Source organism: Allobosea sp. FW305-C-101, assembly GCF_058783685.1.
The window spans coordinates 951,922-977,907 of the sequence record NZ_JBYSYT010000001.1 but is presented as its reverse complement, the minus strand read 5'-3'; the positions used below and the strand labels follow the sequence as shown (position 1 = coordinate 977,907).

27 protein-coding genes are annotated in these 25,986 nt (G+C 67.0%); 19 read left to right on the top strand and 8 right to left on the bottom strand.

The features are described from left to right. Positions 1-97: 97 nt before the first annotated feature. Positions 98-364 carry a BQ00720 family protein gene (locus AC3WMA_RS04625; protein WP_257732513.1) on the top strand — a complete coding sequence of 89 codons (267 nt, stop codon included), beginning with the start codon at positions 98-100 and terminating at the stop codon, positions 362-364. Positions 365-382: 18 nt separating this feature from the next. Here AC3WMA_RS04625 and AC3WMA_RS04620 read toward each other — a convergent pair whose 3' ends face one another. Then, on the bottom strand, positions 383-1,159 hold the full coding sequence (locus AC3WMA_RS04620; protein WP_492284209.1) for an alpha/beta hydrolase: 777 nt from the start codon (positions 1,157-1,159) through the stop codon (positions 383-385). Positions 1,160-1,266: 107 nt separating this feature from the next. Between AC3WMA_RS04620 and AC3WMA_RS04615 the strand changes: the two genes are divergently transcribed. Continuing rightward, complete coding sequence (locus tag AC3WMA_RS04615) at positions 1,267-2,484, top strand: glycosyltransferase family 4 protein (protein ID WP_492284208.1); 1,218 nt, start codon at positions 1,267-1,269, stop codon at positions 2,482-2,484. Positions 2,485-2,553: 69 nt separating this feature from the next. Next, positions 2,554-3,147, top strand: coding sequence for a translation initiation factor IF-3 (infC, locus tag AC3WMA_RS04610; RefSeq protein ID WP_257732516.1), 594 nt, complete (start codon positions 2,554-2,556; stop codon positions 3,145-3,147). Positions 3,148-3,206: 59 nt separating this feature from the next. Here the strand turns inward: infC and AC3WMA_RS04605 are convergent, their stop codons facing one another. Next, on the bottom strand, positions 3,207-3,803 hold the full coding sequence (locus AC3WMA_RS04605) for a TetR/AcrR family transcriptional regulator (RefSeq protein ID WP_492284207.1): 597 nt from the start codon (positions 3,801-3,803) through the stop codon (positions 3,207-3,209). Between the two features lie 105 nt (positions 3,804-3,908). Here AC3WMA_RS04605 and AC3WMA_RS04600 point away from each other — a divergent pair, with 105 nt between their 5' ends. Continuing rightward, the gene (locus AC3WMA_RS04600; protein WP_492284206.1) at positions 3,909-5,117 is read left to right on the top strand and encodes an MFS transporter; all 1,209 of its coding nucleotides are present in this window, start codon (positions 3,909-3,911) and stop codon (positions 5,115-5,117) included. Between the two features lie 51 nt (positions 5,118-5,168). Here the strand turns inward: AC3WMA_RS04600 and AC3WMA_RS04595 are convergent, their stop codons facing one another. Continuing rightward, complete coding sequence (locus tag AC3WMA_RS04595) at positions 5,169-6,191, bottom strand: amino acid ABC transporter substrate-binding protein (protein ID WP_492284205.1); 1,023 nt, start codon at positions 6,189-6,191, stop codon at positions 5,169-5,171. A 268-nt stretch (positions 6,192-6,459) separates the two neighbouring features. On the opposite strand from AC3WMA_RS04595, the gene rpmI reads away from it, so the two are divergent. Both rpmI and rplT read left to right on the top strand, forming a co-directional pair. Then, entirely contained in the window at positions 6,460-6,660 is a 201-nt protein-coding gene (rpmI, locus tag AC3WMA_RS04590; protein WP_047575639.1) for a 50S ribosomal protein L35, read from the top strand. 28 nt (positions 6,661-6,688) lie between these two features. After that, complete coding sequence (gene rplT, locus AC3WMA_RS04585) at positions 6,689-7,063, top strand: 50S ribosomal protein L20 (RefSeq protein ID WP_377846401.1); 375 nt, start codon at positions 6,689-6,691, stop codon at positions 7,061-7,063. 61 nt (positions 7,064-7,124) lie between these two features. Here rplT and AC3WMA_RS04580 read toward each other — a convergent pair whose 3' ends face one another. Beyond that, a complete protein-coding gene (locus tag AC3WMA_RS04580; protein ID WP_492284745.1) occupies positions 7,125-7,844 on the bottom strand; it encodes an LOG family protein in 720 nt (239 codons plus the stop codon). A 140-nt stretch (positions 7,845-7,984) separates the two neighbouring features. Between AC3WMA_RS04580 and pheS the strand changes: the two genes are divergently transcribed. The 7 genes from pheS to AC3WMA_RS04545 all read left to right on the top strand — a co-directional run bounded on the left by pheS (position 7,985) and on the right by AC3WMA_RS04545 (position 16,134). Next, positions 7,985-9,067, top strand: coding sequence for a phenylalanine--tRNA ligase subunit alpha (gene pheS, locus AC3WMA_RS04575; RefSeq protein ID WP_492284204.1), 1,083 nt, complete (start codon positions 7,985-7,987; stop codon positions 9,065-9,067). A 28-nt stretch (positions 9,068-9,095) separates the two neighbouring features. After that, a complete protein-coding gene (locus tag AC3WMA_RS04570) occupies positions 9,096-10,271 on the top strand; it encodes a ceramide glucosyltransferase (protein WP_492284203.1) in 1,176 nt (391 codons plus the stop codon). Next, complete coding sequence (locus tag AC3WMA_RS04565) at positions 10,261-10,686, top strand: ASCH domain-containing protein (protein WP_492284202.1); 426 nt, start codon at positions 10,261-10,263, stop codon at positions 10,684-10,686. Before AC3WMA_RS04570 ends, AC3WMA_RS04565 begins: the two co-directional genes overlap by 11 nt. Next, entirely contained in the window at positions 10,683-13,106 is a 2,424-nt protein-coding gene (gene pheT, locus AC3WMA_RS04560; protein ID WP_492284201.1) for a phenylalanine--tRNA ligase subunit beta, read from the top strand. Before AC3WMA_RS04565 ends, pheT begins: the two co-directional genes overlap by 4 nt. Before the next feature lie 231 nt (positions 13,107-13,337). Next, positions 13,338-14,240: an alpha/beta fold hydrolase gene (locus AC3WMA_RS04555; RefSeq protein WP_492284200.1), complete on the top strand. Its 903-nt coding sequence runs from the start codon at positions 13,338-13,340 to the stop codon at positions 14,238-14,240. Next, entirely contained in the window at positions 14,237-15,313 is a 1,077-nt protein-coding gene (locus AC3WMA_RS04550; protein WP_492284199.1) for a tartrate dehydrogenase, read from the top strand. Before AC3WMA_RS04555 ends, AC3WMA_RS04550 begins: the two co-directional genes overlap by 4 nt. Before the next feature lie 77 nt (positions 15,314-15,390). After that, the gene (locus tag AC3WMA_RS04545; protein WP_492284198.1) at positions 15,391-16,134 is read left to right on the top strand and encodes a TerC family protein; all 744 of its coding nucleotides are present in this window, start codon (positions 15,391-15,393) and stop codon (positions 16,132-16,134) included. On the opposite strand, the gene AC3WMA_RS04540 is transcribed toward AC3WMA_RS04545, so the two are convergent. Continuing rightward, positions 16,122-16,754: a 4'-phosphopantetheinyl transferase family protein gene (locus AC3WMA_RS04540; RefSeq protein WP_492284197.1), complete on the bottom strand. Its 633-nt coding sequence runs from the start codon at positions 16,752-16,754 to the stop codon at positions 16,122-16,124. The two genes, AC3WMA_RS04545 and AC3WMA_RS04540, sit on opposite strands and share 13 nt — an antisense overlap. A 113-nt stretch (positions 16,755-16,867) precedes the next feature. Between AC3WMA_RS04540 and AC3WMA_RS04535 the strand changes: the two genes are divergently transcribed. The 4 genes from AC3WMA_RS04535 (at position 16,868) to AC3WMA_RS04520 (ending at position 19,897) form a co-directional block, all read left to right on the top strand. After that, positions 16,868-17,599: an AzlC family ABC transporter permease gene (locus AC3WMA_RS04535; protein ID WP_492284196.1), complete on the top strand. Its 732-nt coding sequence runs from the start codon at positions 16,868-16,870 to the stop codon at positions 17,597-17,599. Then, entirely contained in the window at positions 17,586-17,903 is a 318-nt protein-coding gene (locus AC3WMA_RS04530) for an AzlD family protein (protein ID WP_492284195.1), read from the top strand. The genes AC3WMA_RS04535 and AC3WMA_RS04530 overlap by 14 nt, the downstream gene beginning before the upstream one ends. A 126-nt stretch (positions 17,904-18,029) precedes the next feature. Next, positions 18,030-18,902 (top strand): branched-chain amino acid aminotransferase, encoded by an 873-nt coding sequence (locus AC3WMA_RS04525; protein WP_492284194.1) that lies wholly within the window; start codon positions 18,030-18,032, stop codon positions 18,900-18,902. Between the two features lie 17 nt (positions 18,903-18,919). Beyond that, the gene (locus AC3WMA_RS04520; protein WP_492284193.1) at positions 18,920-19,897 is read left to right on the top strand and encodes an NAD(P)H-dependent flavin oxidoreductase; all 978 of its coding nucleotides are present in this window, start codon (positions 18,920-18,922) and stop codon (positions 19,895-19,897) included. 1 nt (position 19,898) lies between these two features. Here AC3WMA_RS04520 and murJ read toward each other — a convergent pair whose 3' ends face one another. Both murJ and AC3WMA_RS04510 read right to left on the bottom strand, forming a co-directional pair. Next, the gene (gene murJ / locus AC3WMA_RS04515; protein ID WP_492284192.1) at positions 19,899-21,425 is read right to left on the bottom strand and encodes a murein biosynthesis integral membrane protein MurJ; all 1,527 of its coding nucleotides are present in this window, start codon (positions 21,423-21,425) and stop codon (positions 19,899-19,901) included. Positions 21,426-21,431: 6 nt separating this feature from the next. Further along, positions 21,432-22,391, bottom strand: a complete 960-nt coding sequence (locus AC3WMA_RS04510) for a glycosyltransferase family 2 protein (RefSeq protein WP_492284191.1) — start codon at positions 22,389-22,391, stop codon at positions 21,432-21,434. A 273-nt stretch (positions 22,392-22,664) separates the two neighbouring features. Between AC3WMA_RS04510 and AC3WMA_RS04505 the strand changes: the two genes are divergently transcribed. After that, positions 22,665-23,498: a ChbG/HpnK family deacetylase gene (locus tag AC3WMA_RS04505; RefSeq protein ID WP_492284190.1), complete on the top strand. Its 834-nt coding sequence runs from the start codon at positions 22,665-22,667 to the stop codon at positions 23,496-23,498. 114 nt (positions 23,499-23,612) lie between these two features. Then, the gene (locus AC3WMA_RS04500) at positions 23,613-25,298 is read left to right on the top strand and encodes a methyl-accepting chemotaxis protein (protein WP_492284189.1); all 1,686 of its coding nucleotides are present in this window, start codon (positions 23,613-23,615) and stop codon (positions 25,296-25,298) included. 70 nt (positions 25,299-25,368) lie between these two features. On the opposite strand, the gene AC3WMA_RS04495 is transcribed toward AC3WMA_RS04500, so the two are convergent. Next, complete coding sequence (locus tag AC3WMA_RS04495; protein ID WP_454657826.1) at positions 25,369-25,965, bottom strand: superoxide dismutase; 597 nt, start codon at positions 25,963-25,965, stop codon at positions 25,369-25,371. Positions 25,966-25,986 lie beyond the last annotated feature (21 nt).

Here is a 25,986-nt window from a genome sequence, read left to right as displayed (position 1 = left end):
GTCCAGCTTTGAAGGATGCGCCAGCGGTTTTCGCATCTGTTCATAATTGAAGGCGCAGTATCGGAACCGCATTCGCACTGCTCTGAAGGAGGGCGCGATGAAACAGGACAGGAATCTCATCCAGATCAACCCGCTGACCCCTGCGGAATTCGCCGCGCTCGGCACCGGGGAGGTCGCCTACCTCAAGTCGATGAGCTCGGACGAGCTGATGCGGATTTTCCCGCAGGCTCCCAAGATCGAGTCCGGCTTGCAGCTCTTCACCCTGCTCTCGGCCGACGGCGCGCCGATCCTCGTCACGGATTCGCGCGAGGCCGCCACGGCCAATGCCTGGGAGCATGATCTGAGGATGGTCAGCGTCCACTGACGCTCGCCAGCCCGGTTCTCAGGGCGCGGTCGCCATCTCGGCGACGGCCGACTGCAACCTCACGATATCGTCCGGCGTGGACAGGCGGTGATCGCCGTCCTTGATCAAGGTCAGGACGACGGGATCACCGCTAAGATGCTCGACGAGCTTCAGCGCCTGGCGCCAGGGCACGTCGGGGTCGCGCATGCCCTGCAGGATATGCACGGGGCAGCCGGCCTTGATCTCGCCGCCGAACATCAGGTGTCGGCGCCCGTCCTCGATCAGGGCGCGGGTGATCGGTGTCGGTTCCGGCGAGTATTCCGAAGGCCGCTGCCAGACACCTTCCTCCATGATCATCCGGCGGATCGAATCGGGCATCTGCGCCCACATCAGATCCTCGGAGAAATCGACGGCCGGCGCGATCAGCACGAGCCCGGCAGGCTGCAACGGCGTTCCGAGCAGTTTGCGGGCCGCGAGCAACGCGATCCAGCCGCCCATCGAGGATCCCACCAGGATCGGCCGCTGGCGGCACTGGCTTTCGATCACTGCCAGCGCATCGCCGATCCAGTCCGACAGGGTGAAGCTGCCGAAATCGCCATCGCTTTCGCCATGGCCGCCATAGTCGAAGCGCAGGAAGGCACGGCCGGTGCCCTTGGCCCAATCGGCCAGCGCTTCGGCCTTGGTCGCGCGCATGTCGGAGCGGAAACCGCCGAGCCAGACCACTGGCGCAGCCGGACCCTCCTGCAGGAGATAGGCGAGGCGGCGCTTCGAGGGGCCATCTCCGACCTCAAGCCATTGCGGCGGCTGGCGCTCCAAGGCAAATCTCCTGTGACGAATCAGGGCGTCGCGGCGATTAAAGGCTGCGGCGTCTATCCGATAGGGGCATATTCGCCCTCGTTTACGAAAGTCCAGACCGAGAGCGAATGTCCTTCCAGCCAGGTGCCCATCTTTCGCTGCCATCGACCGAAACGCATCCGCTGGCGGGGCGGACGATCCTGCAGATCATCCCCGAACTGGAAGCAGGCGGGGCCGAGCGAACCGCCGTCGACATCGCCAAGGGGCTGACCGATTCTGGCGCTCGCGCCCTGGTCGCGACGGAGGGCGGGCGCCTCGTCGCCGAATTGCAGGCGAAGGGGGGAGTCTGGCTGCCATTCCCGGCTGCGTCCAAGAACCCGGTCGCGATGCTGTTCAACATCCGCAAGCTCGCGCGGCTCTGCAAACAGGAGGGGGTGGAGCTGATCCACGCCCGCTCGCGTGCCCCGGCCTGGGTCGCGCTCGGCGCGGCGCGGCTCCTGAAGCTGCCCTTCGTCACCACCTATCACGGCTCCTATAACAGCCGTTCGGCGGTGAAGACGCTCTATAACTCGGTGATGGCGCGCGGCGACGTCGTGATCGCCAATTCCGTCTATACGGCGGGCCTGATCCAGGCGAAGCACCCGGTCGCCGGCGACCGGGTCCGGGTCGTCAATCGCGGCACCAATTTCTCGGCCTTCGCGCCGGCTGCCGTCGGTGCCGAGCGGGTGCAGGCCCTGCGCAAGGCCTGGGGCGTCGAGCCCCACCAGCGCATCGTGCTGCTGCCCGGCCGGCTGACCAACTGGAAGGGCCAGCGCGTGCTGATCGAGGCCGCGCGCATCATGCGCGACGGCGGCGATACCGACACGGCCTTCATCCTCGCAGGCGATGCGCAGGGCAGGGATGGCTACGTCAAGGAGCTCGACGCCCTGATCGCCAAGGCCGGACTGGAAGGCCGGGTGAAGCGCGTCGGCCACTGCTCGGACATGCCGGCGGCGATGCTCTCGGCGGCGGTCGTCGCGGTCCCCTCGACCGATCCGGAAGCGTTTGGCCGCGTCGCGGTCGAGGCGCAGGCGATGGGCACGCCCGTCGTCGTTTCCGATCTCGGGGCGGTCCCCGAGACGGTGCTGGCGCCGCCGCAGGTCGCGCCGGGCGAGCGCACCGGCTGGCACGTGCCTCCGGGCGATGCCGCGGCCCTCGCGGCCGGCTTGAACGAGGCGCTCGCTTTGCGCCCTTCCGCCCGCGATGCGCTGGCGCGGCGGGCGCGGGTGCATGTCGAGCGGCATTTCTCGCTCGAAGCGATGGTCGCGGAAACCCTTGACGTCTATTGCGCGTTGCTGGGGCGCTGACCGGCTTCTGCGCGGTGGGAGATGCCTGCCGTGGCGGTGTCATGCATTGACATCGCCCGTCTTTGTGCAATGTGTCTGCAACAACGGCGCGAAGCGCGCCAAGTACAGGAGAATACCCCCATTCGTCGTCCCTACCGCGCTGCCCCGACCCCGACCAAAGAAGGTCCCCGCTCGAACCGCGATATCCGTGGAGTTCGCGAGGTTCAGCTCATCGACGATACCGGCGCCAACCGCGGCGTCGTGTCCTTTTTCGATGCGCTGAAGCTTGCTGAGGATGCCGGCCTCGACCTCGTCGAGATCGCCCCGAACTCCGTTCCGCCGGTCTGCAAGATCCTCGATTACGGTCGCTTCCGCTTTCTCGAGCAGAAGAAGGCCTCGGAGGCGCGCAAGAAGCAGCGCACCATCGAGATCAAGGAAATCAAGCTGCGCCCCGGCATCGACAAGCACGACTACGACGTGAAGATGAAGGCCATGCACGGCTTCTTCGAGGAAGGCGACAAGGTGAAGGTCACCCTGCGCTTCCGCGGCCGCGAGATGGCGCATCAGGATCTCGGCGTGAAGGTGCTTGAGCGGGTCAAGGTCGATACCGCCGAGATCGCCAAGGTCGAGAGCGACTGGCAGCTCGAAGGCCGCCAGATGGTCATGGTGCTCGCGCCGCGCTGAGGCGCGCGTCACCCGCGATCGCTACTGATCGAGAAAAAGGGCGCCGCTGGCGCCCTTTTTCATGTCGCTTTTCTCAGCAGCCCGTCCAGCATCGCGCCGAAGGCGTCGGTGGCGCCCTTGAGCGCCGCCTCCGGATCTGGCGCATGCGCGATCCATTGCGCCGCATGCTGGGTCGCGCCGAAGATCAGTGTCGCCACCGCCTCCGGATCGAGCGGCGCCAGAACGCCCTCGGCGACGAGCTCGTCGAGGCTTCCGGCCATCATCCGTATGCAGTCGTTCTGGATCGGCCAGCTCCAGGGATCGCCGAGCACGGCCGGGCCGTCGCGCAGCATGATGCGCTGCATTTCCGGCTCCAGCGCCATGGCGAGATAGGCGGCGCATTCGTCGCGGAAGCCGGTCCAGCGATCTCCGGCCCTGGCGGAGACGGCGCGCAGCCTGACCGTCATTTCCGCATCGATCTGGTCGATGACGGCCGCGAACAGGCCCTTCTTGTCGCCGAAATGGTGATAGAGCGCGCCGCGCGTTAGCCCGGCGGCCGCCGTCATCTCGTCCATCGAGGCGCCGGCATAGCCGACCGACCCGAACGCCTCGCGGGCGGCGGCGATCAGGCTGGCGCGGGTCTCCGCGATCATGTCGGCACGAAGTCTGCGAGCCATCATATCCCCATCACATACGCCCCGTATGTTAATTGACATACGAGGCGTATGCAATTACGCACTCACTCACATACGCGGCGTATGTTCGTAATCACGGTCCGAGTCATGCCTAATCCCTATCGCGAGATCTTCCAGGTGCCGGGCGCCTTCGCCTTTTCCGGTGCCGGCTTCATCGCCCGCCTGCCGGCCTCGATGGTCGGGCTCGGCATCGTCACCATGCTGTCCGAGCGTCGCGGGGAATATGCGATCGCCGGCGCGGTGGCGGCGACCTTTGCGCTCGCAAGTGCGATGATCACGCCACAGGTCTCGCGCCTCGTCGATCGCTACGGTCAGCGCCGCGTGCTGATGCCGGCTGCCGCTGCCGGGGCGCTCGCCTTGAGCGGCCTGATGGTCGCGACCTGGACGGGCGCGCCGAGCTGGCTGCTTTTCGTCTTCGCGCTGCTCGCCGGCGTGACGCCGAGCATCGGCGCGATGGTCAGGGCGCGCTGGACCGAGTTCTACCGCGACACCCCGCAATTGCGCACGGCCTTCGCCTTCGAATCGGTGGTCGACGAAGTCATCTTCATCATCGGGCCGATCGTCGCGATCGGGCTGAGCGTCGGGCTGTTTCCCGAGGCCGGGCCGCTGGCCGCCCTGATCTTCCTCGTCGTCGGCGTGCCCTTGCTCTGCGCGCAGCGGCGCACCGAGCCGCCGGTCCGCGCTCATGTGGCCGGCACGGACGTCTCGGTCATCCGCGTCGGCGGCGTCCAGATCGTCGTGCTCGTCATGATCGCGATCGGCGCAATCTTCGGCACGGCCGAGATCACCGCCGTCGCCTTTGCGGAAGCGCAGGGTCAGAAGGCCGCCGCGAGCCTGCCGCTCGCCGTCTACGCGGCGGGCTCGCTGATCGTCGGCCTCGTCTTCGGGACGTTGAGGCTCAAGGCTTCGCTCGCCATGCAGTTCCTCGCCGCGATCGCGCTGGCGGCGGCGACGACCCTGCCGCTGCTGGCCGTGACCGGGCTCTATTCGCTGGCGCTGGTCTTCTTCATGGCGGGCGCGGCGGTTTCGCCGACGATCATCATCGCCATGGGCCTGGTCGAGCGGCTGGTGCCGGCGCGCCAGCTCACCGAGGGCATGACCTGGGCGATCACCGGAATCAATATCGGTATGGCCGCCGGCGCCTCGGCCGCGGGCATCCTGATCGACGCCTACGGCGCCCAGAGCGGCTTCTGGATATCGGTGGGGGCGGGTGTCGCTGCGCTGCTGGTCGTGCTCGTCGGCTATAGCCGCCTGCTCGGTGCGCGGGCCGAAACGCTGGTCTGCGAAGCCGTTTGAAGAAAAGGCCGCTCCCCAAAGGAGCGGCCCGATTTCAGAGGGGGGCTCGCCTCAGCGGATCGGCGGGCCGTATTGCAGGCCGCCCTTGGTCCAGAGGTTGTTGACGCCGCGCGGCAGCGGATTGGTGGTCTTGGCGCCGAAATGGCGCTCGAAGCTCTCGCCGTAATTGCCGACGGCCTTGATGATCCGCACGACCCAGTCGTTGCTCAGGCCGAGGCCTTCGCCGAACTTGCCCTCAGTGCCGAGCATGCGGCGGATCTCGGGGTTCTGCGAGGTCTTGGCGAGTTCCTCGACATTGGCCTGGGTCACGCCGAGCTCCTCGGCATTGATCGTGGCGATCACCGTCCAGCGCACGAGATCGAACCAGGATGCGTCGCTCTTGCGCACCCACGGGCCGAGCGGTTCCTTGGAGATGACCTGCTGGAGCAGAACATGCTCTTCCGGGTCCTTCAGCCGGCCGCGCGTGCCGGCGAGCGAGGAGAGATCGGTGGTGTAGGCGTCGCAGCGCCCTGCCTCATAGGCCTGCACCGTGTCCTCCAGCGTCGCGAAGGCGACGGTCTCGAACTTGATGCCGTTGGTTCGGCCGTAATCGGCGAGGTTGAGCTCGGTGGTGGTGCCCTGCGCGACGCAGACCGATGCGCCGTTGAGGTCCTTGACGCTGCTCACGCCGAGCTTCTTGCGGACGATGAAGCCCTGGCCGTCGTAATAGTTGATCGCGGTGAAGCTGACGCCCTGGCCGATATCGCGGCCGAGCGACCATGTCGTGGTGCGGGCGAGCACATCGATCTCGCCCGATTGCAGCGCGACGAGGCGGTTCTTGCTCGACAGCGAGAGATAGGTCGCCTTGTTCGGGTCGTTGAAGATCGCGGCCGCGAGCGCGCGGCAGACATCGGTGTCGAAGCCCTGCCAGGCGCCGTTCTTGTCCTGCAGCGAGAAACCCGGAACGCCCTCGCTGGTGCCGCAGATGATGTTGCCGCGCGCCTTGATCTTGTCGAGCGTCGATTGGGCAAGCGCAGGGGCTGAGGCGGCGGCCGTCAGGGCCAGGCCTGCGGCGAGGGTGAGAAGCTTCTTCACGGGGAGACTCCAGATGCGGAACGCGCCTGTTGAGCTTACGGCGTGACAATCATTTGAAGGAAGCGGATAAAACGCTGCTGCTTTTCCGGGCAGCCCCATTGGGGATTGCCGGCTTCGCACTTGCAATAGACGCCGTTTTCTGCGATAGGCCCGGCCTTCGATCGCCCGGCTGATAAGGGCTGCCGTGGCGATCGTGCTTTGCTTCCTGAAAGCAAGACATTGGCAACGCGTTCAAAAGACGCGCAGCCACGACCATTGAGGAGCTCAAATGCCCAAGATCAAGACCAAATCGGCCGCCAAAAAGCGGTTCAAGATCACCGGAACCGGCAAGGTGCTCTACGCCCAGGCCGGCAAGCGTCACGGGATGATCAAGCGGACCAACAAGCAGATCCGCAATCACCGCGGTACCACGACCCTCTTCGAGGGCGATGCTGCCAACGTGAAGAAGTTCTTCCTCCCCAACGGCTGACGCCACCTGACATTCCGGAGATCATGACATGGCTCGCGTGAAACGGGGCGTAACGTCCCACGCCAAGCACAAGAAGACGTTCAAGGCTGCCAAGGGCTTCTATGGCCGCCGCAAGAATACGATCCGCGCCGCGAAGGCGGCCGTCGATCGGTCGATGCAGTACGCCTATCGCGACCGCAAGAACAAGAAGCGCACGTTCCGCGCTCTCTGGATCCAGCGTCTCAACGCTGCGGTGCGCGAGCACGGCCTGACCTATTCGGTCTTCATCGGTGGCCTGATCAAGTCCGGCATCGAGCTGGACCGCAAGACCCTGTCGGCCATGGCCATCGACGATGCAGCCTCGTTCGCTGCCGTGGTCGAGACGGTCAAGGGCGTGCTGGGCGCCGAGGCCAAGGCTGCCTGAGCAGCCTCGCATCGCTGAACTGGAAAAGGCCGGCGGTGACGCCGGCCTTTTTCTTTGGGCCCTACGTCTGCACGCTTCCGTTCTTCGGCGGGTTCCAGCCCTCGCCGGCGCCTTCGACGATCCGGTCATAGGCCTCGTCGGGCGAATCCACGTAGCTGAACAGCTTCAGGTCATCCGGCCGGATGAAGCCCGCCGCTGCCATTGCGTCGAGATTGAGCAGGCCTTTCCAGTAGCCGGAATCGTAGAGCACGATCGGCACTGGGCCCATCTTGCCGGTCTGGACCAGCGTCATGATCTCGAACAACTCGTCGAGCGTGCCGAAGCCGCCGGGGAAGACCACGAGCGCCGCCGCGCGCATCGCCAGATGCATCTTCCGCATCGCGAAATAGTGGAACAGGAAGGTCAGGTCCGGCGTCGACCAGGCGTTCGGCTCCTGCTCGTGCGGCAGGGTGATGTTGAAGCCGATCGAGATCGCGCCGGCTTCCGTCGCGCCGCGATTGGCGGCTTCCATGATGCCCGGCCCGCCGCCCGTGGCGATGACGTGATGGCGGCCGGCCTCGCCGTCGCGCAGCGCCCCGCCGCGCTCGGAGGCGATGCGGCCGAAGGTGCGGGCGGCCTCGTACCAGGGATTGCCCTCGCGCACCCGCGCCGAGCCGAAGACGACGATGGTCGAGACGACGCCGCGCGCCCTCAAGCTGTCCTCCGCCTTCTGGTATTCCAGCATGAAACGCGCGCCGCGCATCGAATCGCCGAGGATGAAATCCGGGTCGAGCGCGGCCATCCGGTAAGAGGGCGATTCCTTCTGGCGGGTATTGTCGGGCAAGGCGGCCTCCTCAAGTCGTCGCTTCGCTCTGGCATAACCCGCCCGTTCCCGCTAGAACGCGCCCGTTCCCACGCCTTCAAACGCTTGCGACTTAATTCATGACCGATATCGCTACCCTGGAACGCGACGTCCTCGCCGCGATCGATTCTGCCGCCGATGAAGCCGCCATCGAGGATGTGCGCATCGGCGCCCTCGGCAAGTCCGGCTCGATCTCGGCGCTGCTGAAGACGCTTGGCGGCATGACGCCGGACGAGCGTAAGGAGAAGGGCCCGCAGATCAACGGCCTGCGCGACCGGGTTCAGAGCGCGATCGCGGCTCGCAAAGAGGCGCTGGGCGAGGCCGCTCTCGAAGCCCGGCTTGCCTCCGAGCGCGTCGATATCTCGCTGCCGGTGCAGGACGGCCCCGAGGCGCGCGGCCGCATCCATCCGATCAGCCAGGTCATCGACGAGATCACCGCGATCTTCGGCGACATGGGCTTCGCCATCGCCGAAGGGCCGGATGTCGAGACTGACGATCTCAACTTCACCAAGCTGAACTTCCCGGTCGGCCATCCCGCACGCGAGATGCACGACACCTTCTTCTTCGCGCCGGATGAGAATGGCGAGCGCAAGCTGCTGCGCACCCATACCTCGCCGGTTCAGGTCCGCACCATGCTGGTGCAGGAGCCGCCGATCCGCGTGATCTGCCCGGGCCGGACCTATCGCAACGATTCCGACCAGACCCACACCCCGATGTTCCATCAGGTCGAGGGGCTCGTCATCGACAAGTCGGCCAATCTCGGCCACCTCAAGTGGATCCTCGAAGAGTTCTGCAAGGCGTTCTTCGAGATCGACGACGTGAAGATGCGCTTCCGCCCGTCCTTCTTCCCCTTCACCGAGCCCTCGATGGAGGTCGACATCCAGTGCTCGCGCAAGGGCGGCGAAATCCGCTTCGGCGAGGGCGACGACTGGCTGGAGATCCTCGGCTGCGGCATGGTCCACCCGAACGTGCTGAAGAATTGCGGGCTCGACCCGGAGGTCTATCAGGGCTTCGCCTGGGGCATGGGCATCGACCGCATCGCCATGCTGAAATACGGCATGCCGGACCTGCGCCCCTTCTTCGAGGCCGATGTGCGCTGGCTCGCGCATTACGGCTTCCGCCCGCTCGACCTGCCGACGCTGACGGGCGGCCTGTCCTCATGACGGCATCGACCGGGCAGGGGAGGGCGCGATGACGCCTGCGGGCTGGGCGGCGACGATCGCCGTGCTGCTGGGCGTGATGAACCTGGCGAGCCAGGCCATCGCGCTCTGGCGGCTGCGCCGGCCCCTGCAGCGCTCCGCTCTGCTTGAAGAACTGCCGCCGGTCACCATCGTTCGGCCGGTGCGCGGCATCGAGGCCTTCAGCCGCGAGACGGCGATCTCGGGGCTGGAACTCGACTATCCCCGCTACAGCACGATCTTCTGCGTCGCTGACGCGCATGACCCGATCATCCCGCTGATCGAGGAACTGATCGGCTTCTACGGCAACGAGAAGGCGCGCCTGATCGTCGGCGACGTGCCGGTCAGCGCCAATCCCAAGCTCAATAATTGCGTGCGCGGCTGGGACGCGGCAGAGACCGATTGGGTCATCCTCGCCGATTCCAACGTGCTGATGCCCCGTGACTATATCCAGCGCATGTTGGCTGCCTGGCAGCCCACGACCGGGCTCGTCTGCTCGACGCCGGCCGGTTCCCGGCCTCTGTGCATTGGCGCCGAAGTCGAATGCGCCTTCCTCAACGCCTTCCAGGCGCGCTGGCAATATGTCGGCGAGGCGCTGGGCCTGGGCTTCGCACAGGGCAAGTCGATGCTCTGGAACAAGCCTTTCCTCGACGCCAATGGCGGCATCGCCGCGCTCGGCGCCGAGATCGCCGAGGACGCCGCCTCGACCAAGCTGGTGCGCAATACCGGCCGGCAGGTTCATCTCGTCGGCCAGCCCTTCGAGCAGCCGCTTGGCCGGCGCCGGCTCAGGGACGTCGTGCAGCGCCAGTTCCGCTGGGCGCGTCTGCGGCGCGTGACCTTCCTGCCCTTCTTCGCGCTGGAAATCCTGTCCACGCCTTTGCTAGCCGCCGTGCTGGCTGCCTTCGGTGCATCGGCGCTGGGGCTGTCGGCTTGGCTTGCGCCGCTCCTCGTGCTGCTCGTCTGGTATGCCGGTGATATCGTGCTGTCCGCGAGTGTCGGCTGGTTCCTGAACTGGCGTACTCCGCTCGCCATGCTGGCACGCGACATCGCCTTCCCCGGCATCTGGGCCTATGCCTTCGTCGGCGGCGAGGTGAGCTGGCGCGGCAATGCCATGAAGATCAGCACCGACGGCGCCAACAAGCTCAACGATGCGACGGCGCCGGCACAGGCGGGGCGCGATGGACGCTGACCTGATCGCCTCCTTGCCGGAGCGTTATCGCGATTGCCCGAGCTTTTCCTTCGGCGACAGCCCGGAGCTCGCGACGGAGCTTGCTGCGCTGGTCGTGAGCGGTCGCAAGATCGCGACGGTGAACACGCTCGACGCGCCCGATTGCCCCAAGCTCAACGAGCTCTGGATCGTGCTTGACGGCACGGGCCGGCCGGTCTGCGTCATCGAGACGCTCGAACTCACCCCGCGGCGCTTCGATGAAGTTGACGAGGCCTTCGCCTTCGACGAAGGGGAGGGGGACCGCTCCCTGGCCTTCTGGCGGGACGCCCACGAATCCTATTTCCGGCGCATCGGTGTCTTCAGCCCCGACATGCCCTTGCTTTGCGAACGCTTCCGTCTGGTGGAAGTGCTCGCCCCGATGGACGTAGACCGATGAAGTTCACGATCTCCTGGCTCAAAGAGCATCTCGACACTGACGCCTCCGTTGCGGAGATCGCTGAGACCTTGACCCGCGTCGGCTTGGAGGTCGAGGCGATCGAGGATCGCGCTGCGGCGCTGTCGGCCTTCACCATCGCCTATGTCATCGAGGCGAAGCAGCATCCGAATGCCGACCGCCTGCGCGTCTGCATGGTCGATACCGGGTCCGGCGAGCCCGTGCAGGTCGTCTGCGGCGCGCCGAATGCCCGCACCGGCATGAAGGGCGTGTTCTCGCCGCCGGGCAGCTACATCCCCGGCAAGAAGGTCACGCTCGGCAAGGGTGTGATCCGCGGCATCGAATCGAACGGCATGCTGGTCTCGGAAGCCGAGCTCGAACTCTCCGACGATCACGACGGTATCATCGAATTGCCTGATGATGCGCCCGTCGGCCAGCCCTACGCTCCTTATGCCGGGCTCGACGATGCCGTGATCGAGATCGCGGTGACGCCGAACCGGGCCGATGCACTCGGCGTCGCCGGCATCGCCCGCGACCTCGCCGCCGCTGGCCTCGGCAAGTTGAAGAACGCGCCGATCCAGCCGATCAGCGGCTCCTTCCCGTGCCCGGTGAAGGTCACCTTGGATTTCGCCGCGGACGACAAGAAGCTCTGCCCGGCCTTCGCGCTGCGCCTCGTGCGCGGCGTCAAGAACGGCCCCTCGCCGGACTGGCTGCAGGCGCGCCTCCGCGCCGTGGGCCTGCGCCCCATCAACGCGCTGGTCGACATCACCAATTTCATGACGCTCGACCGCAACCGGCCGCTGCACGTCTTCGATGCCGCCAAGGTAAAGGGCAATCTCACCGTTCGGCGCGCCAAGGCTGGCGAGACCATCCTCGCTCTCGACGGCAAGACCTATACGCTGACCGACGAGCAGGTCGTGATCGCAGACGAGCACGGCGTCGAGTCGCTGGCCGGCATCATGGGCGGCGAGGCCTCGGGCAGCAGCGAGACGACGACCGACGTGCTGATCGAGAGCGCGCTCTGGGACCCGCTGAACGTCGCCCGCTCGGGCCGCGCGCTCGGCATCAATTCGGATGCGCGCTATCGCTTCGAGCGCGGCCTCGATCCCGATTTCGCCCGGCCGGGCCTCGATCTCGCGACCGCGCTGGTGATCGAGCTCTGCGGCGGCGAAGCGTCCGAGATGGAATTCGTCGGCGAGTTGCCGGGTAGCCCGGCCGCGGTCGACTTCCCCTGGTCCGAGGTCAAGCGCCTGACCGGGCTCGACCTGCCGCAGGCCGAGATGCAGGCGGCGCTCACCTCGCTCGGCTTCGACGTCTCGGGCGCGGGCGACCGCGTCACGGTCGCTCCGCCGTCCTGGCGCGCCGATGTCGGTGGCAAGGCCGATCTCGTCGAGGAGATCGTCCGCATCGCCGGGCTCGATCGCGTCGCCTCGACGCCGCTGCCGCGCATCAAGGGTGAGGTCGTCAAGCCGGTCCTCACCGTGCTGCAGAAGCGCACCCGCACCGCCAAGCGCACGCTCGCGGCGCGCGGCCTCGTCGAGGCCGTGACCTGGTCCTTCATCTCGCAGGACCAAGCCAAGCTCTTCGGCGGCGGCTCGCCCAAGCTCGCGCTGGCCAACCCGATCGCCGCCGATCTCTCGGATATGCGGCCCTCGCTGCTGCCGGGGCTGATCCGCGCCGCGCAGAGCAATGCCGATCGCGGTTTCCCTGATGTCGCGCTGTTCGAGGTCGGCCAGGTCTTCAAGAGCGACGAGCCGGAAGGCCAGCTCATCGCCGCGACCGGCCTGCGCCGCGGCACCGCCCGTCTCGACGGCACCGGCCGTCACTGGGACGGCGGCGCCAAGAACGTCGACCTGTTCGATGCCAAGGCGGATGTGCTCGGCCTGCTTTCGGGGCTCGGCATCCCGACCGGCGGCCTCCAGATCGTTGCGGGCGGCCCGGCCTGGGCCCATCCCGGCCGCTCCGCCACGCTCCAGTTCGGCCCCAAGGGCGTGATCGGCGCCTTCGGCGAGGTCCACCCCAAGATCCTCAAGGCGCTCGACGTGAAGGGGCCGCTGGTCGCCTTCGAGATCCATCTCGACGCGCTGCCCCTGCCCAAGGCCAAGCCGACCAAGGTCAAGCCGAAGCTCACGCTCTCCGACTTCCAGCCGGTGACGCGCGATTTCGCCTTCATCGTCGACAAGGCGGTGGCGGCCGGCGACATGGTCAAGACGGCGCAGGGCGCTGATCGTGCGCTGATCGCCAATGTCAGCGTCTTCGATCTCTACGAGGGGGCTGGCGTCGAGGCCGGCAAGAAATCGGTCGCGCTGGCGGTCACGCTGCAGCCGACCGAGAAGACGCTGACCGAGGCCGAGATCGAGGCCGTCGGCAGCAAGATCGTCGCCGAGATCGGCAAGCGCTACGGCGCGACGCTGCGCGGTTGAGTGATCATCCAAGGCGCGTCATGCTCGGGCTCGACCCGAGCATCTCGTGCTGGATGAGCTCCCGCGCTCTTTCGGCGGCAGATTCTCGGGTCACCGCTTCGCGGCGCCCGAGAATGACGCCGTGGGGTGCCGGGGTCTCCCACCATTGATCGACATTATGTAATAATCCATGCGCGAAATCCCTGCGCTATCAGGGTATGCGCTGACGCATTCTTGCATCTTCGCGGTCCTATGAGCCTCACCGAACGTCCCGTCGCGGACAATCTGTTCCCCGGTTTTCGCCTGCTCGACGTCGCGACGTCGGGGCCGCGCATTCGCGTGCGGATCGGCGGGGAGGGGCCGCCGCTTCTGCTGCTGCACGGCTATCCGCAGACCCATGTGATGTGGCGCCGGATCGCGCCGCTGCTCGCCCCGCATTTCACCCTGATCTGCCCGGATCTGCGCGGCTATGGCGATTCCGACAAGCCGCCGAGCGATGCCGATCACGCGCCTTACGCGAAGCGCGCCATGGCGCAGGACATGGCCGAGGTGATGAGCGCGCTCGGGCATGAGCACTTCTGCGTCGGCTCGCATGATCGCGGCGCCCGCGTCGCGCATCGTCTGGCGCTCGATCATGGCGAGCGCGTCCTGAAACTCGCGACCCTCGACATCGCGCCGACGCGCGAGATGTATCGCGACACCACCGACGCTTTCGCCCGCGCCTACTGGCACTGGTTCTTCCTGATCCAGCCGGCGCCGATGCCGGAGCGCATGATCGAGAGCGATCCCGATTTCTACTGGACGAGCCGGCGCGCCTCCGACATGCGGCTGTTCGAGCCCGAGGCGCTTGCCGAATACCTGCGCTGCTTCCGCGATCCCGCCATGATCCATGCGAGCTGCGAGGATTATCGCGCTGCCGCGACGATCGATATCGCCCATGACGATGCCGATGGCGGCAGCAAGCTCGCCTGCCCGTTGCTGGCGCTCTGGGGCGAGCGCGGGGTCATCGGAAAATGCTTCGACCCTCTGGCCTTGTGGCGCGAGCGTGCGCAGGATGTGCGCGGCCGGGCTCTGCCGGGCGGACATTATCTGGCGGAGGAGGTCCCCGATCTCGTCGCCGCGGAGTTCAAGGCCTTCTTCGGAGAAACCGCATGACCGGGACCAACCGCGTTTACCGCATCGCCGTGATCCCCGGCGACGGCATCGGCAAGGAGGTCATGCCCGAGGGCCTGCGCGTGCTCGAGGCCGCTTCCAAGAAATACGGCTTCGAACTGCGCCTCGACGAGTTCGATTTCTCCTCCTGCGACTACTACGCCAAGCACGGCAAGATGCTGCCGGACGACTGGAAGGACAAGATCGGCGGCCATGACGCGATCTATTTCGGCGCCGTCGGCATGCCCCAGCAGGTGCCGGACCATATCTCGCTCTGGGGTTCGCTGCTGCTGTTCCGGCGCGAGTTCGACCAATACGTCAACCTGCGCCCCGTCCGCCTGATGCCGGGCGTGCCCGGCCCGCTCGCCAACCGCAAGCCCGGCGATATCGACTTCTTCGTCGTGCGCGAGAACACCGAGGGCGAGTATTCCTCGGTCGGCGGGCGCATGTATGCCGGTACCGAGCGCGAGATCGTCATCCAGGAGACGGTGATGAGCCGGGTCGGCGTCGACCGCGTGCTGAAATACGCCTTCGAATTGGCGCAGCGTCGCCCGCGCAAGAAGCTGACCTCGGCCACCAAGTCCAACGGCATCTCGATCACCATGCCGTACTGGGACGAGCGGGTGAAGGAGATGGCGAAGCACTACCCCGGCGTCGCGGTCGACCAGTACCATATCGACATCCTGACCGCGCATTTCGTGCTGAACCCGGACCGTTTCGACGTGGTCGTAGCCTCCAACCTGTTCGGCGACATCCTCTCCGATCTCGGACCGGCCTGCACCGGCACGATCGGCATCGCGCCCTCCGGCAATATCAACCCGACCGGCGACCATCCCTCGCTGTTCGAGCCGGTCCACGGCTCGGCGCCCGATATTGCCGGGCAGAGCATCGCCAATCCCGTCGGCATGATCTGGTCGGGCGCGATGATGCTGGACCATCTCGGCGAGCACGAGGCGGCCAAGGGCATCGAGGCGGCGATCGAGCGTGCGCTCGGCGATGCACGGACCCGCACCCGCGATCTCGGCGGCTCGCTCGGCACCGAAGCCGCCGGCAAGGCGGTCGAGCAGGCGCTCTAGGATGCGCGGCTACTTCATCAAAACACGCCGGCCTGATCCGGCTCTCTGACAAACCGCAAAAAGGGGCAACCTGACCAATGGATTTCGCATCTTCCGCCTTCTGGACTTCACTGCTCCAGATCATCTGGATCGACCTGCTGCTTTCGGGCGACAACGCGGTCGTGATCGCGCTCGCCGTGCGCTCGCTGCCGGAGAAGCAGCGCAAGGTCGGCATCTGGCTCGGCGCCGGCGCGGCGGTGGGCCTGCGCATCATCTTCGCGGTGGTTGTCAGCTACCTCCTGAACATCCCGTTCCTGAAGGTCGTCGGCGCGCTGCTCCTGTTCTGGATCGCCATCAAGCTCGCCAAGGGTGAGGAAGAGGCGCATGGCGAGATCGCCGCCAGCGACAATCTCTGGAAGGCGGTACGCACCATCGCCATTGCCGACGCGGTGATGAGCCTCGACAACGTGCTCGCGATCGCCGCCGCCGCCCGCGGCCATTTCGAGCTGTTCGTGTTCGGCCTGCTGCTGACGATCCCGCTGATCATCTTCGGCGCCCGCCTGCTCTCGTCGGTTCTCGAGCGCTTCCCGATCCTGATCTGGCTCGGCGCGGCGCTGCTCGGCTGGATCGCGGGCGAGATGCTGCTCAGCGACATGGCGGTGATGCAGTGGCTCCAGGTCCATATGCCGAGCTGGGTCCAGAGCGTGCCGGTCTCCGAGACGAACCCGGCCGGTCTCCTGCCCGCCAAGGTGCCGTTCTATACGGCGGCGGTGCTCGGCGCGGCCTTCGTCTGCATCGTCGGCTACGCCCTCAAGAAGAAGCCGATCGATCAGGTCGGCTGATTTCCTTCAGCCTGACCGGTAGCGACGAACGCGGCGGCCATGATCTCATGGCCGCCGTTTTTCATGGTGCGGAGAACACCGATGGCGTCCGTGGGAGCGGAGGCGTCGATCACCCGAAAGGTCGTCTCCGACAGAAGCGACACCGCGAAACTCTCCGGCGCCCGCCGGAAGCCCGTTCCCAAAGCCTTCACAAAGGCTTCCTTCGCGGCCCAGAGGCGCACGAAGCTCCGGGCTCGCTGGGGAGTATCCGCTGCTACGAGGGCGGCGCGCTCGTCGGGGTGCAACAGGTCGAGCGGCGGCGCAGCTTGTTCATCGACCTGTTCGACGTCGACGCCCAGCGGATGACGCGCGAGGCCGACGGCGACGATCCCGGCCCGGGTCGCCAATGAAAGATGCAGGCCAGATTTCCTGGGAAGATCAAGCAGAGGGCGCCCGACCGCGTCATGCGCGATGGCGACGTCCTCCTCACGGCAACCGAGCTGACGCGCCACGATCTGCCGCGCCATGCCACGTCTCAGCGCGGAGCGCTCCGTCAGGTTGCGCGGAGCAGCATTCGTCCGGACGAGCCAGGTCGCGGGCAGGGCGGGAGCGATGGCATCGGCGTCGTCGAACCAGTGCATGGCCCATCTGTAGTGCCCCTGCCGAAGGCTGTCGCGCCCTGCGCGGAATTCATGCAGGCGCGCCGTTGGCGCGCGTTGACCTTAGCGCCGGCTTTCCCGCTTTTGGAAGGATCATGTCAGCCGATCCGCACACGCCGCCGGCCGTCCCGGACGCACCGATCACCGCCGCCGGGATGATTCTCGGCCTGCGCAAGGTCTCCGTGCTGATGCCGGGCATCGTCGTCTTCGCTGTCGCCTTCGGCGCGGCCGCGGCGGCGAAGGGGCTCACCCTGTTCCAGACCATGCTGATGAGCGGCTTCGTCTATGCCGGCGTCGCGCAGCTCGTCTCTCTGGAACTCTGGCGCCCCGAATGGACCTGGGGCGCGATTGCCGGCATCGCGGTGGTCACCGCGACCGTCAATGCGCGCATGGTGCTGCAGGGTGCCTCGCTGCAGCCCTGGTTCGCGAAATATCCGAAGACGCTCAACGCTTTCCACCTCTTCTTCTTCACCGATGCCAACTGGCTGATCGGCACGCGCTACCGCGCCGAGGGCGGGCGCGACCTCGGCGTGCTGGTCGGCGCAGGGCTCGCGCTCTGGCTGGTCTGGGTGATCGCGACCGGCGGCGGCTACCTGCTCGGCGCGCTGGTCAGCGACCCGCGCCGCTATGGCATCGATCTCGTCATGCCGATCTTCTTCGCCGCGATGATCGTGCCGCTCTGGCGCGGCAGGCGCGGCATGGTGCCTTGGGTCGTCGCCGGCCTCGTCGCGCTCGTCACCGCCCGGCTGGTCGACGGCTACGCCTTCATCATCGTCGGCTCGCTCGCCGGCGCGATCACGGGAGCGTTCAGCGATGACGCTACCTGATCCCGGCACCTGGGGCGCGATCATTGCCATCACCGCGATGGCCGCCGCGACCTATCTCTGCCGCATCTCCGGCGTGGCGCTGATGAGCATCATCCCGCTGACGCCGCATGTCCGGCGCGGGCTTGCGGCCCTGCCGGGTTCGATCGTCGTAGCGACGGTGCTGCCCCTGATCGAGCGGCTGGGCTGGGCTGCGGCGATCGCGCTTCTTGCAGCCGTCGGCACCATGATCCTGCGGCGCAGCGAGCTCTTGGCGCTGCTCGTCGGCATGGCGGCGATCTCGGGCCTGCGCGCGCTCGGCTACTGATCCATCACGCGGGCCGATTGCTTCCATCACATCACGTCATCCCGATATGCATCGCTGCATGTTGACGGCGAAGGGCGGGGGGAGGACGGTGCGGCTGAGTTAAATCGCCTACAATGGAGCGCCGTCATGGCATGGTATTCTCAGACGTGGACCTGGTTCGATGGCGCCTGGCATGAGGGCAACCCCGGCATCGTCGGTCCGCGCAGCCATGTGCTCTGGCAGGCCTCCTCGGTCTTCGACGGCGGCCGCTACTTCGATGGCGTCGCGCCGGACATCGACCTGCATGCCGCCCGCGTGAACCGCTCGGCCACCGCGCTCGGCCTGAACCCGACCGTCGAGGCCGACTTCATCGTCGGGAAGATGTTCGAGGGCGTCAAGAAATTCGCCCCCGGCACGGCGATTTACGTCAAGCCGATGTACTGGGGCGAGGCCGATGGCCCGTCCACCATCATGCCCGATCCGGAATCGACGCAGTTCGCGCTCTGCCTGTTCGAGGCAGCGATGCCGCAGCCGACGGCCGGCTTCTCGGTGACCAAGGGCGCCTTCCGCCGCCCGAGCTACGAGACCGCCCCGACCGACGCCAAGGCCGGCTGCCTCTACCCGAACAATGCCCGCGTGCTGAAGGTGGCGAAGGCCGCCGGCTTCGACAACGCGCTGGTGCTCGACATGCAGGGCAATGTCGCGGAGACCGCGACCTCGAACATCTTCCTCGCCAAGGACGGCGTGGTGAAGACCCCGGTCCCGAACGGCACCTTCCTGAACGGCATCACCCGCCAGCGCGTCATCAAGCTGATGCGCGAGAGCGGCATTCCGGTCGAGGAATGCAGCCTGCGCTACGAGGATTTCGAGCAGGCCGACGAGATCTTCATGTCCGGCAACTACTCGAAGTGCATGCCGGTGACCCGTATCGACAACCGCACGCTGCAGCCCGGCCCGCTCTTCCGCCGCGCCCGCGAGCTTTACATGGACTACGCACACAGCAAGCCGAAGGCCGCCTGAGCCAGAAGGCAGGGTCCATGGCGCGCCTCGCCACGCGATTGACCGAACGCCTCGGCATCGCCCATCCCATCCTGTCGGCGCCGATGGCGCTGGCCGGTGGCGGGGTGCTGGCCGCGGCGGTCACCCGCGCCGGCGGCCTCGGCCTCATCGGCGGGGGCTATGGCGATGCCGCCTGGATCGAGCAGCAATTCGCTGCAGCCGGCAACACACAGGTCGGCTGCGGCTTCATCACCTGGTCGATGGCCAGGAAGCCTGAGCTTCTGACGCAGGCGCTGGCGCACAAGCCGGCCGCGCTGATGCTCTCCTTCGGCGACCCGCGCCCCTTCGCCGACGAGATCGCCGCGGCGGGCGTGCCGCTGATCTGCCAGTGCCAGTCGCTCGCCCATGTGCGTGTGGCCATCGAGGCCGGCGCCACGATCGTCGTCGCGCAAGGCTCCGAAGCGGGCGGACATGGCGCCAACCGCGCGACGCTGCCCTTCGTGCCCGAGGCAGCGGATCTCATCGCCCGCGAAAGCCCCGACACGCTGCTCGTTGCCGCAGGTGGCATCGCCGATGGCCGCGGGCTCGCCGCAGCCCTGATGCTCGGTGCCGATGGCGTGCTGGCTGGTACGCGCTTCTGGGCGAGCCGCGAGGCGCTGGTGCATGAGCGCCATCATGCTGCGGCCGTCACAGCCACCGGCGACCAGACCGTGCGCTCTTCCTTGCCCGACATCGCCCGCCAACTCGACTGGCCGAAGCCCTTCGATATCCGGGTCTCTGACAACGCCTTCATCGCGAAATGGGCGGGCCGCGATGCTGCGCTCCAAGATGCCATTGCCGTCGAAAGCCCGGCTTATCGCGAAGCCTTCATGGCCGGCGATCCCGACAAAGCCGCTGTCATCTTCGGCGAGGCGGCCGGATTGGTCGCGGATATTCCCAGCGCCGGCGAGATCGTCGAGCGCATGGTGGCTGAGGCCGCGGCCTTGCTCGGTGGCGCAAAGCGCTTCCTCGTCTGAGCTAGCGCAGCAGCCTGAGCAGCCCCGTCACCTTGAGCAGCCCGCCTGCCAGCACCGCGTAGAGCACGGCTGCGACGCCTGACAACAGCAGCACCGCCATCAAAATCGGTTCGAAGGGCAGGGCCGCCGTCAGCTTGAGCGCTAGCGGCTTGCCCCACCAGGCCAGCAGGCCGCAGATCGCCGCCACGCCGCAGATGATCGCCGCGAAGCCGGGCAGGCGCCGGTCGAGCGCGGTCAGGCCGCGTCGCCGCGCCAGGACGAAGAGCACGATCAGGTTGACCCAGGCGCCGGCTGCCGTCGCGAGCGCCAGTCCGGGTGCTCCCCAGTCGCGCCAGAGCAGGAGCTTGATCGCGACATTGCAGGCGATGGCGGCGAGCGCGACCAGCATCGGCGTCATCGTGTCGCCGCGCGCCTGGAAGGCCGAGACCTGTGTGCGGATCATCACGATCGCCGGCAGGCCGAGCGCATAGGCGAACAGAACCGCGCCGGCCGCCGCGCTTGCCGGCGCATCGAATTCGCCGCGCTGGAACAGTCCCGCGATCATCATTTCGGGAACCGCGACGAAGGCGGCGACGAAGGGCGCGCTGGCGGCGAGCGAGATCGCGATGGCGCGGCTCTGCGCGCGATTGGCGGCGGCCTCGTCGCCCCGCGCGATGGCGCGGCTCATCGCCGAGAGCGCGACGGTGCCGACCGCGATCGCGATCAGCCCGAGTGGCAATTGGTAGAGCCGTTCGGCATAGTACAGCGCGGCATAGCCGCCGCGCGGCAGCATCGAGGCGATGATGCCGTCCGTGAAGATCGCGATCTGGACGCCGGCCGAGCCGATCACCGCCGGCCCGAACACCTTGAGGAAATGCCGGACCCCGGCATCCATGCGCGGGCGCACCACCTTGCCGGAGACGCCGGCCCGCCGCGCCGCGACATAGAGCAGGACCCATTGCGCCACGCCGGAGATCGCGACTCCCCAGGCGGCAGCATGGGCGGCGCTCGGGAACAGGAAGGGCACGGCCAGCGCGGCGACGATGAAGACGTTGAGCAGGATCGGCGCGGCGGCGAAGGCGGCATAGCGCTCCACGGCATTCAGCGTCGCCCCGAGGAACGTGACCATCGTCACGAACAGGAGATAGGGGAAGGTGATCCGCGTCAGCGCGACCGCGAGCTCGAAGACCGCCGGGTCCTTGGTGAAGCCCGGCGCCAGCAGCGTCACCAGCCAGGGCATCAAGGGCAGGGCGAGCGCCAGCAGGACGATCTGCACGATCAGCTGGACGGTGAAGAGCCGGTCGGCGAAGAGATTGGCGGCTTCGCGCCCCTCTTTCTCGGCGATCAGCGCATAGGTCGGCACATAAGCCTGGTTGACGGCGCCCTCACCGAAAATGGCGCGGAAATGGTTGGGCAGGCGCAGCGCGACCGAGAAGGCGTCCATGATCGCGCCCGCGCCGAGCACCGCCGCCAGCACGATATCACGGATGAATCCGGTGATCCGCGAGATCAGCGTATAGCCGCCGACCGACAGGATGTTCTTGAGCATGAAGGCCTAGCGGATCAGCGGCGGCAGAGCGTCGCCGCGCGGATGGTCGACGGTGCGGGCGTCGAAGCCGATGCGCTCGCCGATCAGGTAGAGCGGCCGGCGCTTCACCTCGGCGAAGATGCGCCCGACATATTCCCCGATCATGCCCAGCGACAAAAGCTGGATGCCCGAGAAGAACATGATCGAGACGATCAGCGACGGGAAGCCGGGCAGGTCGGTGCCGAAGAAGAGCGTGCGCAGCAGGAAGTAGACGGCGGAGAACGCGGCGATCACGGCGATGATCGCGCCCGACCAGGTCGCGATCTTCAGCGGCACGGTCGAGAACGAGGAAAGGCCATCGAAGGCGAAGGAGAACAGCTTGCCGTATCTGAACTTGGACTGGCCGTGCTCGCGTTCGGCGACATGGAAAGGCACGCCGATCGAGCGGAAGCCGACCCAGGCATAGAGCCCCTTCGAGAAGCGCGCCCGTTCCGGCAGGGCCCGCAGCGCATCGACGGCCTTGCGGTCGAGCAGGCGGAAATCGCCGGCACCTTCCGGCAGCGGGGTTTCGCCGAAATAGCCGAAGAGCCGGTAGAACAGCTTGGCGAAGCCGCGCTTCATCCGGGTCTCGCCGTCGCGATCGGTGCGCTGCCCGTAGACGTTGAGATAGCCCTCGCGCCATTTGGCGAGGAAGGCGGAGATCGTCTCCGGCGGGTGCTGGAGATCGGCGTCCATGATGACGACGGCGTCGCCGAGCGCATGGTCGAGCCCGGCCGCGATCGCGATCTCCTTGCCGAAATTGCGGCTGAAGGAGACGGCGCTGATGCGCGGGTCGGCGGCGTTGAGGTCGCGGATCGCGGCCAGCGTCTCGTCGCGGCTGCCATCGTCGACGAAGACGATTTCCCAGGAGGCGACTTCGCCGGTCAGTGCCGTCCGCAGCCGTTCGACGAGAAGCGGCAGATTGGCGGCCTCGTTGTGCACGGGCACGACGATGGACAGCTCGGGCCAGCGGGATGCCCGAGGCGTACGTTGAACCGGCTGGGGCCCGATATCCGACACGAACGACCTTTCAACCTTGGATGCATTGCCTCGCAGACGAGGCGCGACGCACAGAACCGCAAAGCTTGCCGCCCGACAAGCCCGGAATGGCCGGCCCTTTCATTCAGGCGCAGCCGACCCGGGGTTTGCTCCACAAAAGGGTTGCCACGATCGCGGAAACGGGCGACGGCGGCTTTGGCGCGCATGGAGGATGAGAACGCGATGGCCGAGGGCTTTATCCTGTGCGCCGATGATTTCGCCATGACGGACGGCGTCAGCCGCGCGATTCTCGACCTGCTCGGGCGCGGCAAGCTGACCGCGACCGGGGCGATGACCAATCGTTCGCACTGGCGCCGGCTCGCGCCCGAACTCCGCGCCTTCGCCGACAGGGCCGATCTCGGCCTGCATCTCAACCTGACCTGCGCCGCACCGCTCTCGGCGATGCCGCGGCTCGCGCCGGGTGGCACCTTGCCGGGTCTCAAGGACCTCGCACGCGCCGCCGCGCTCTCACCGGCGGTGCGCAAGGAGATTGCGACGGAGATCGCGCAACAGTTCGATGCCTTCGAGGATGCGCTCGGGCGTCCGCCGGATTTCGTCGACGGTCACCAGCATGTCCATGTGCTGCCCGGTGTGCGCCGGGCGTTGCTTGACAGCCTCGCCCGGCGATACCCGGCCGGCTCGCTTTATGTGCGCGACCCATCGGATCGTCCCGCAGCGATCAAGGCGCGCGGCATCGCGGTCGGCAAGGCCTTCGTCATCGCCGGCCTCGCCGCCGGTTTCCGTAGCGCGGCGCTGCGACGGGGCTTGCGGGTCAATCGCGGCTTTTCCGGTGTGGCGCCCTTCGATCCGCAGCGCGATTTCGGCGCGGACCTCGGGCGCTTCCTGATCGCGCCCGGTCCGCGCCATCTCGTGATGTGCCATCCCGGCTTCATCGACGATGAGCTCGCCAGCCTCGATCCCGTCATCGCGACGCGGCCCGTCGAGCACGCCGCCATCGCCGCTTTCGTGCCGCCGCCGGACCTTCCGCTACGTCGCTTCGGCGCCCTTGAAGGCTGACCGCCGAGGACGTGCCTGCAAGCGATTTGTTTACCGGCATCGGCCATTCTCTTGCAGGGTTGGAGGCGCCGCGCTTTGCCGCAGTTTGCGCCGGTTTCGGAGATGATCGGCTCGATGAAGGTGTTCAGGCGCGCAGCCGGCGCGGGAGAGCCGGCGCAGCCGGGCGGGCAGGGCCTGGGCTCACTCAGCCGGCAGATCGCGGCGGCGGCTGTGGCGATCGTCGCCATCGCCGTCGTCTTTGTCGTGATGGCGATCGCCCGCTACAACGACGCCCGCACACGGGCCGATCTCGACCAGAAAGTCACGGCACTGACCCTGATGGTGGTCAACGCGGCACCGTCCCTGATCCTGTCGCGGGACAACAGCACGCTCGGATATATCCTCGCCTCGCTGCAGCGCGACCCCGATTTCGACGCCGGCATCGTCGCCGACGATATCTCCAGCCTGGCGTCTGCCGGGCGCACCGTCGAGGCGCGCCTGTCACTGACGCCGCGCTGGCTGGCCGAGCGGATCGGCGAAGAGCCCTGGAATGCGCTGCAGACGCGCAACGAGATCGATATCGAGGACGATGTCTATCTGACCAAGATCTATGCCGTCCGCGTCGGCAATCTGCAGAAGCAGATTGGTTATGTCGCCCTGCGTTTCGACAAGACGCGCCTGGTGGCCCGGGCCGCCTGGGAGCAGTTCGTGACCATGGGGCTCGGCCTGCTCATCCTGCTCGTGCTCGGCCCGCTGCTCTGGTTCTCGCTCTCGCGGGCGATGCGCCCCCTGCGCAGCATGACCAAGGCGATCGTGAGCATTTCCGACGGTAATCTATCGACCCCGATCGATGCGCTCGGCCGGCGCGACGAGATCGGCGCCATCGCGCGGGCGCTCGGCGTTCTCAAGATTCGCCTCGCCGAACGGGCGACCCTCGAGGAGAAGCAGAGCGTAGCCGAGGTCGAGAGAATCGCGCGCCAGCAGGGCGTCGACCATGCGATCACCTCGTTCCGCACCGATGTCGGCCTCGCGCTCGAGGCCTTCAAGAATAACGCCGAACGGATGCGCGAGGCTTCCGACGGCCTCGCTCGCGTCGCCGCCGAATCTTCGGAGCGCGCGGCCCGCGCGGCCGACAACGCCCATGGTGCTTCGGGCAATGTCGAGAACGCCGCGCAGGCGGCCGAGGAGATGGGCGCGGCGATCCGCGAGGTCGAGTTCCAGGTCCGCCGCGTCCGCACCGAGATCGTCGAGGCGGCGTCCGTCTCGCGCGATACGGCAGGTTCCGTGCAGGCCCTCGACGAGACCGCCCGTGCGATCGGCGAGGTCGTCAACCTGATCCGCGATATCGCCGCCCAGACCAACCTGCTCGCGCTCAACGCGACCATCGAGGCGGCGCGCGCCGGCGAGGCGGGCCGCGGCTTCGCCGTGGTGGCCAACGAGGTCAAGTCGCTGGCGGCCCAGACGGCCGACGCGACCGACCGCATCGTGGCGCAGGTCGCCGCGATCCAGGGCGCCACCGGCCAGGTCGTGGGCTCGATCCAGAACATTGCCGAGCGCATGAACGCGATCGAGAAATTCGCAAACTCGGTCGCGACCTCTATCGAGCAGCAGGCCATCGCGACCGGCGAGATCGCCAGCGGCGTCGCCATGGCCAGCACCTCGGCTCTTTCGGTGTCGAGCGATCTCAGCGTGCTCGCCGACAGCGTCGAGGAGACCGGGCGCTCGGCGGAGCAGGTGCGTAGTGCGGCCGGCGAAGTCGCCGATCAGGCACAGCGCCTCGACTCGACCGTCGACCAGTTCCTGCGCAACGTCGCTGCCTGAGCAGGGCGCCGATCAGGGCATAAAAAAACGGGGCCGCGAGGCCCCGTTTTCGTATCCGGCAATCTGCCGATTACTTGGCGGCGTCGAAACGCTCGGCCACGTAGTCCCAGTTCACCAGGCTCTCCAGGAAGGCCTTGAGATAGTCGGGGCGACGGTTGCGGTAGTCGATGTAGTAGGAGTGCTCCCAGACGTCGACGCCGAGGATCGGGGTGGCGCCATGGACAAGCGGGCTCTCGCCGTTCGGGGTCTTGCTGACGGCGAGCTTGCCGCCCTTGACCTCAAGCCAGGCCCAGCCCGAGCCGAACTGGCCGACGCCGGCCGCGACAAAGTCTTCCTTGAACTTCTCGACCGAGCCGAACGAGTCGACGATCGCCTTCTCCAGCGCGCCCGGGATCTTGCCGCCGCCATTCGGCTTCATCCACTTCCAGAAATGGAGGTGGTTGTAGTGCTGGCCGGCATTGTTGAAGACGGCCGGGTTCTTGCCATAGGAGCCCTTGACGATCTCCTCCAGCGACTTGCCCTCGAATTCCGTGCCCTTGATGGCGTTGTTGCCGTTGGTCACATAGGCGAGGTGGTGCTTGTCGTGATGGTACTCGAGCGTCTCCTTCGACATGAAGGGCTGGAGCGCATCATGGGCGTAGGGCAGATCGGGAAGGGTAAAGGACATGAGGCCTCTCCTTGGGCTGTG

Bases quoted from the DNA above. Each gene is read 5' to 3' on its own strand.
- AC3WMA_RS04625 (WP_257732513.1), top strand. From the start codon at position 98: ATGAAACAGGACAGGAATCTCATCCAGATCAACCCGCTGACCCCTGCG.
- AC3WMA_RS04615 (WP_492284208.1), top strand. From the start codon at position 1,267: ATGTCCTTCCAGCCAGGTGCCCATCTTTCGCTGCCATCGACCGAAACG.
- infC (WP_257732516.1), top strand. From the start codon at position 2,554: ATGTGTCTGCAACAACGGCGCGAAGCGCGCCAAGTACAGGAGAATACC.
- AC3WMA_RS04605 (WP_492284207.1), bottom strand. From the start codon at position 3,803: ATGGCTCGCAGACTTCGTGCCGACATGATCGCGGAGACCCGCGCCAGC.
- AC3WMA_RS04600 (WP_492284206.1), top strand. From the start codon at position 3,909: ATGCCTAATCCCTATCGCGAGATCTTCCAGGTGCCGGGCGCCTTCGCC.
- rpmI (WP_047575639.1), top strand. From the start codon at position 6,460: ATGCCCAAGATCAAGACCAAATCGGCCGCCAAAAAGCGGTTCAAGATC.
- rplT (WP_377846401.1), top strand. From the start codon at position 6,689: ATGGCTCGCGTGAAACGGGGCGTAACGTCCCACGCCAAGCACAAGAAG.
- AC3WMA_RS04580 (WP_492284745.1), bottom strand. From the start codon at position 7,844: ATGGCCGCGCTCGACCCGGATTTCATCCTCGGCGATTCGATGCGCGGC.
- pheS (WP_492284204.1), top strand. From the start codon at position 7,985: ATGACCGATATCGCTACCCTGGAACGCGACGTCCTCGCCGCGATCGAT.
- AC3WMA_RS04570 (WP_492284203.1), top strand. From the start codon at position 9,096: ATGACGCCTGCGGGCTGGGCGGCGACGATCGCCGTGCTGCTGGGCGTG.
- AC3WMA_RS04565 (WP_492284202.1), top strand. From the start codon at position 10,261: ATGGACGCTGACCTGATCGCCTCCTTGCCGGAGCGTTATCGCGATTGC.
- pheT (WP_492284201.1), top strand. From the start codon at position 10,683: ATGAAGTTCACGATCTCCTGGCTCAAAGAGCATCTCGACACTGACGCC.
- AC3WMA_RS04555 (WP_492284200.1), top strand. From the start codon at position 13,338: ATGAGCCTCACCGAACGTCCCGTCGCGGACAATCTGTTCCCCGGTTTT.
- AC3WMA_RS04550 (WP_492284199.1), top strand. From the start codon at position 14,237: ATGACCGGGACCAACCGCGTTTACCGCATCGCCGTGATCCCCGGCGAC.
- AC3WMA_RS04545 (WP_492284198.1), top strand. From the start codon at position 15,391: ATGGATTTCGCATCTTCCGCCTTCTGGACTTCACTGCTCCAGATCATC.
- AC3WMA_RS04540 (WP_492284197.1), bottom strand. From the start codon at position 16,754: ATGCACTGGTTCGACGACGCCGATGCCATCGCTCCCGCCCTGCCCGCG.
- AC3WMA_RS04535 (WP_492284196.1), top strand. From the start codon at position 16,868: ATGTCAGCCGATCCGCACACGCCGCCGGCCGTCCCGGACGCACCGATC.
- AC3WMA_RS04530 (WP_492284195.1), top strand. From the start codon at position 17,586: ATGACGCTACCTGATCCCGGCACCTGGGGCGCGATCATTGCCATCACC.
- AC3WMA_RS04525 (WP_492284194.1), top strand. From the start codon at position 18,030: ATGGCATGGTATTCTCAGACGTGGACCTGGTTCGATGGCGCCTGGCAT.
- AC3WMA_RS04520 (WP_492284193.1), top strand. From the start codon at position 18,920: ATGGCGCGCCTCGCCACGCGATTGACCGAACGCCTCGGCATCGCCCAT.
- murJ (WP_492284192.1), bottom strand. From the start codon at position 21,425: ATGCTCAAGAACATCCTGTCGGTCGGCGGCTATACGCTGATCTCGCGG.
- AC3WMA_RS04505 (WP_492284190.1), top strand. From the start codon at position 22,665: ATGGCCGAGGGCTTTATCCTGTGCGCCGATGATTTCGCCATGACGGAC.
- AC3WMA_RS04500 (WP_492284189.1), top strand. From the start codon at position 23,613: ATGAAGGTGTTCAGGCGCGCAGCCGGCGCGGGAGAGCCGGCGCAGCCG.
- AC3WMA_RS04495 (WP_454657826.1), bottom strand. From the start codon at position 25,965: ATGTCCTTTACCCTTCCCGATCTGCCCTACGCCCATGATGCGCTCCAG.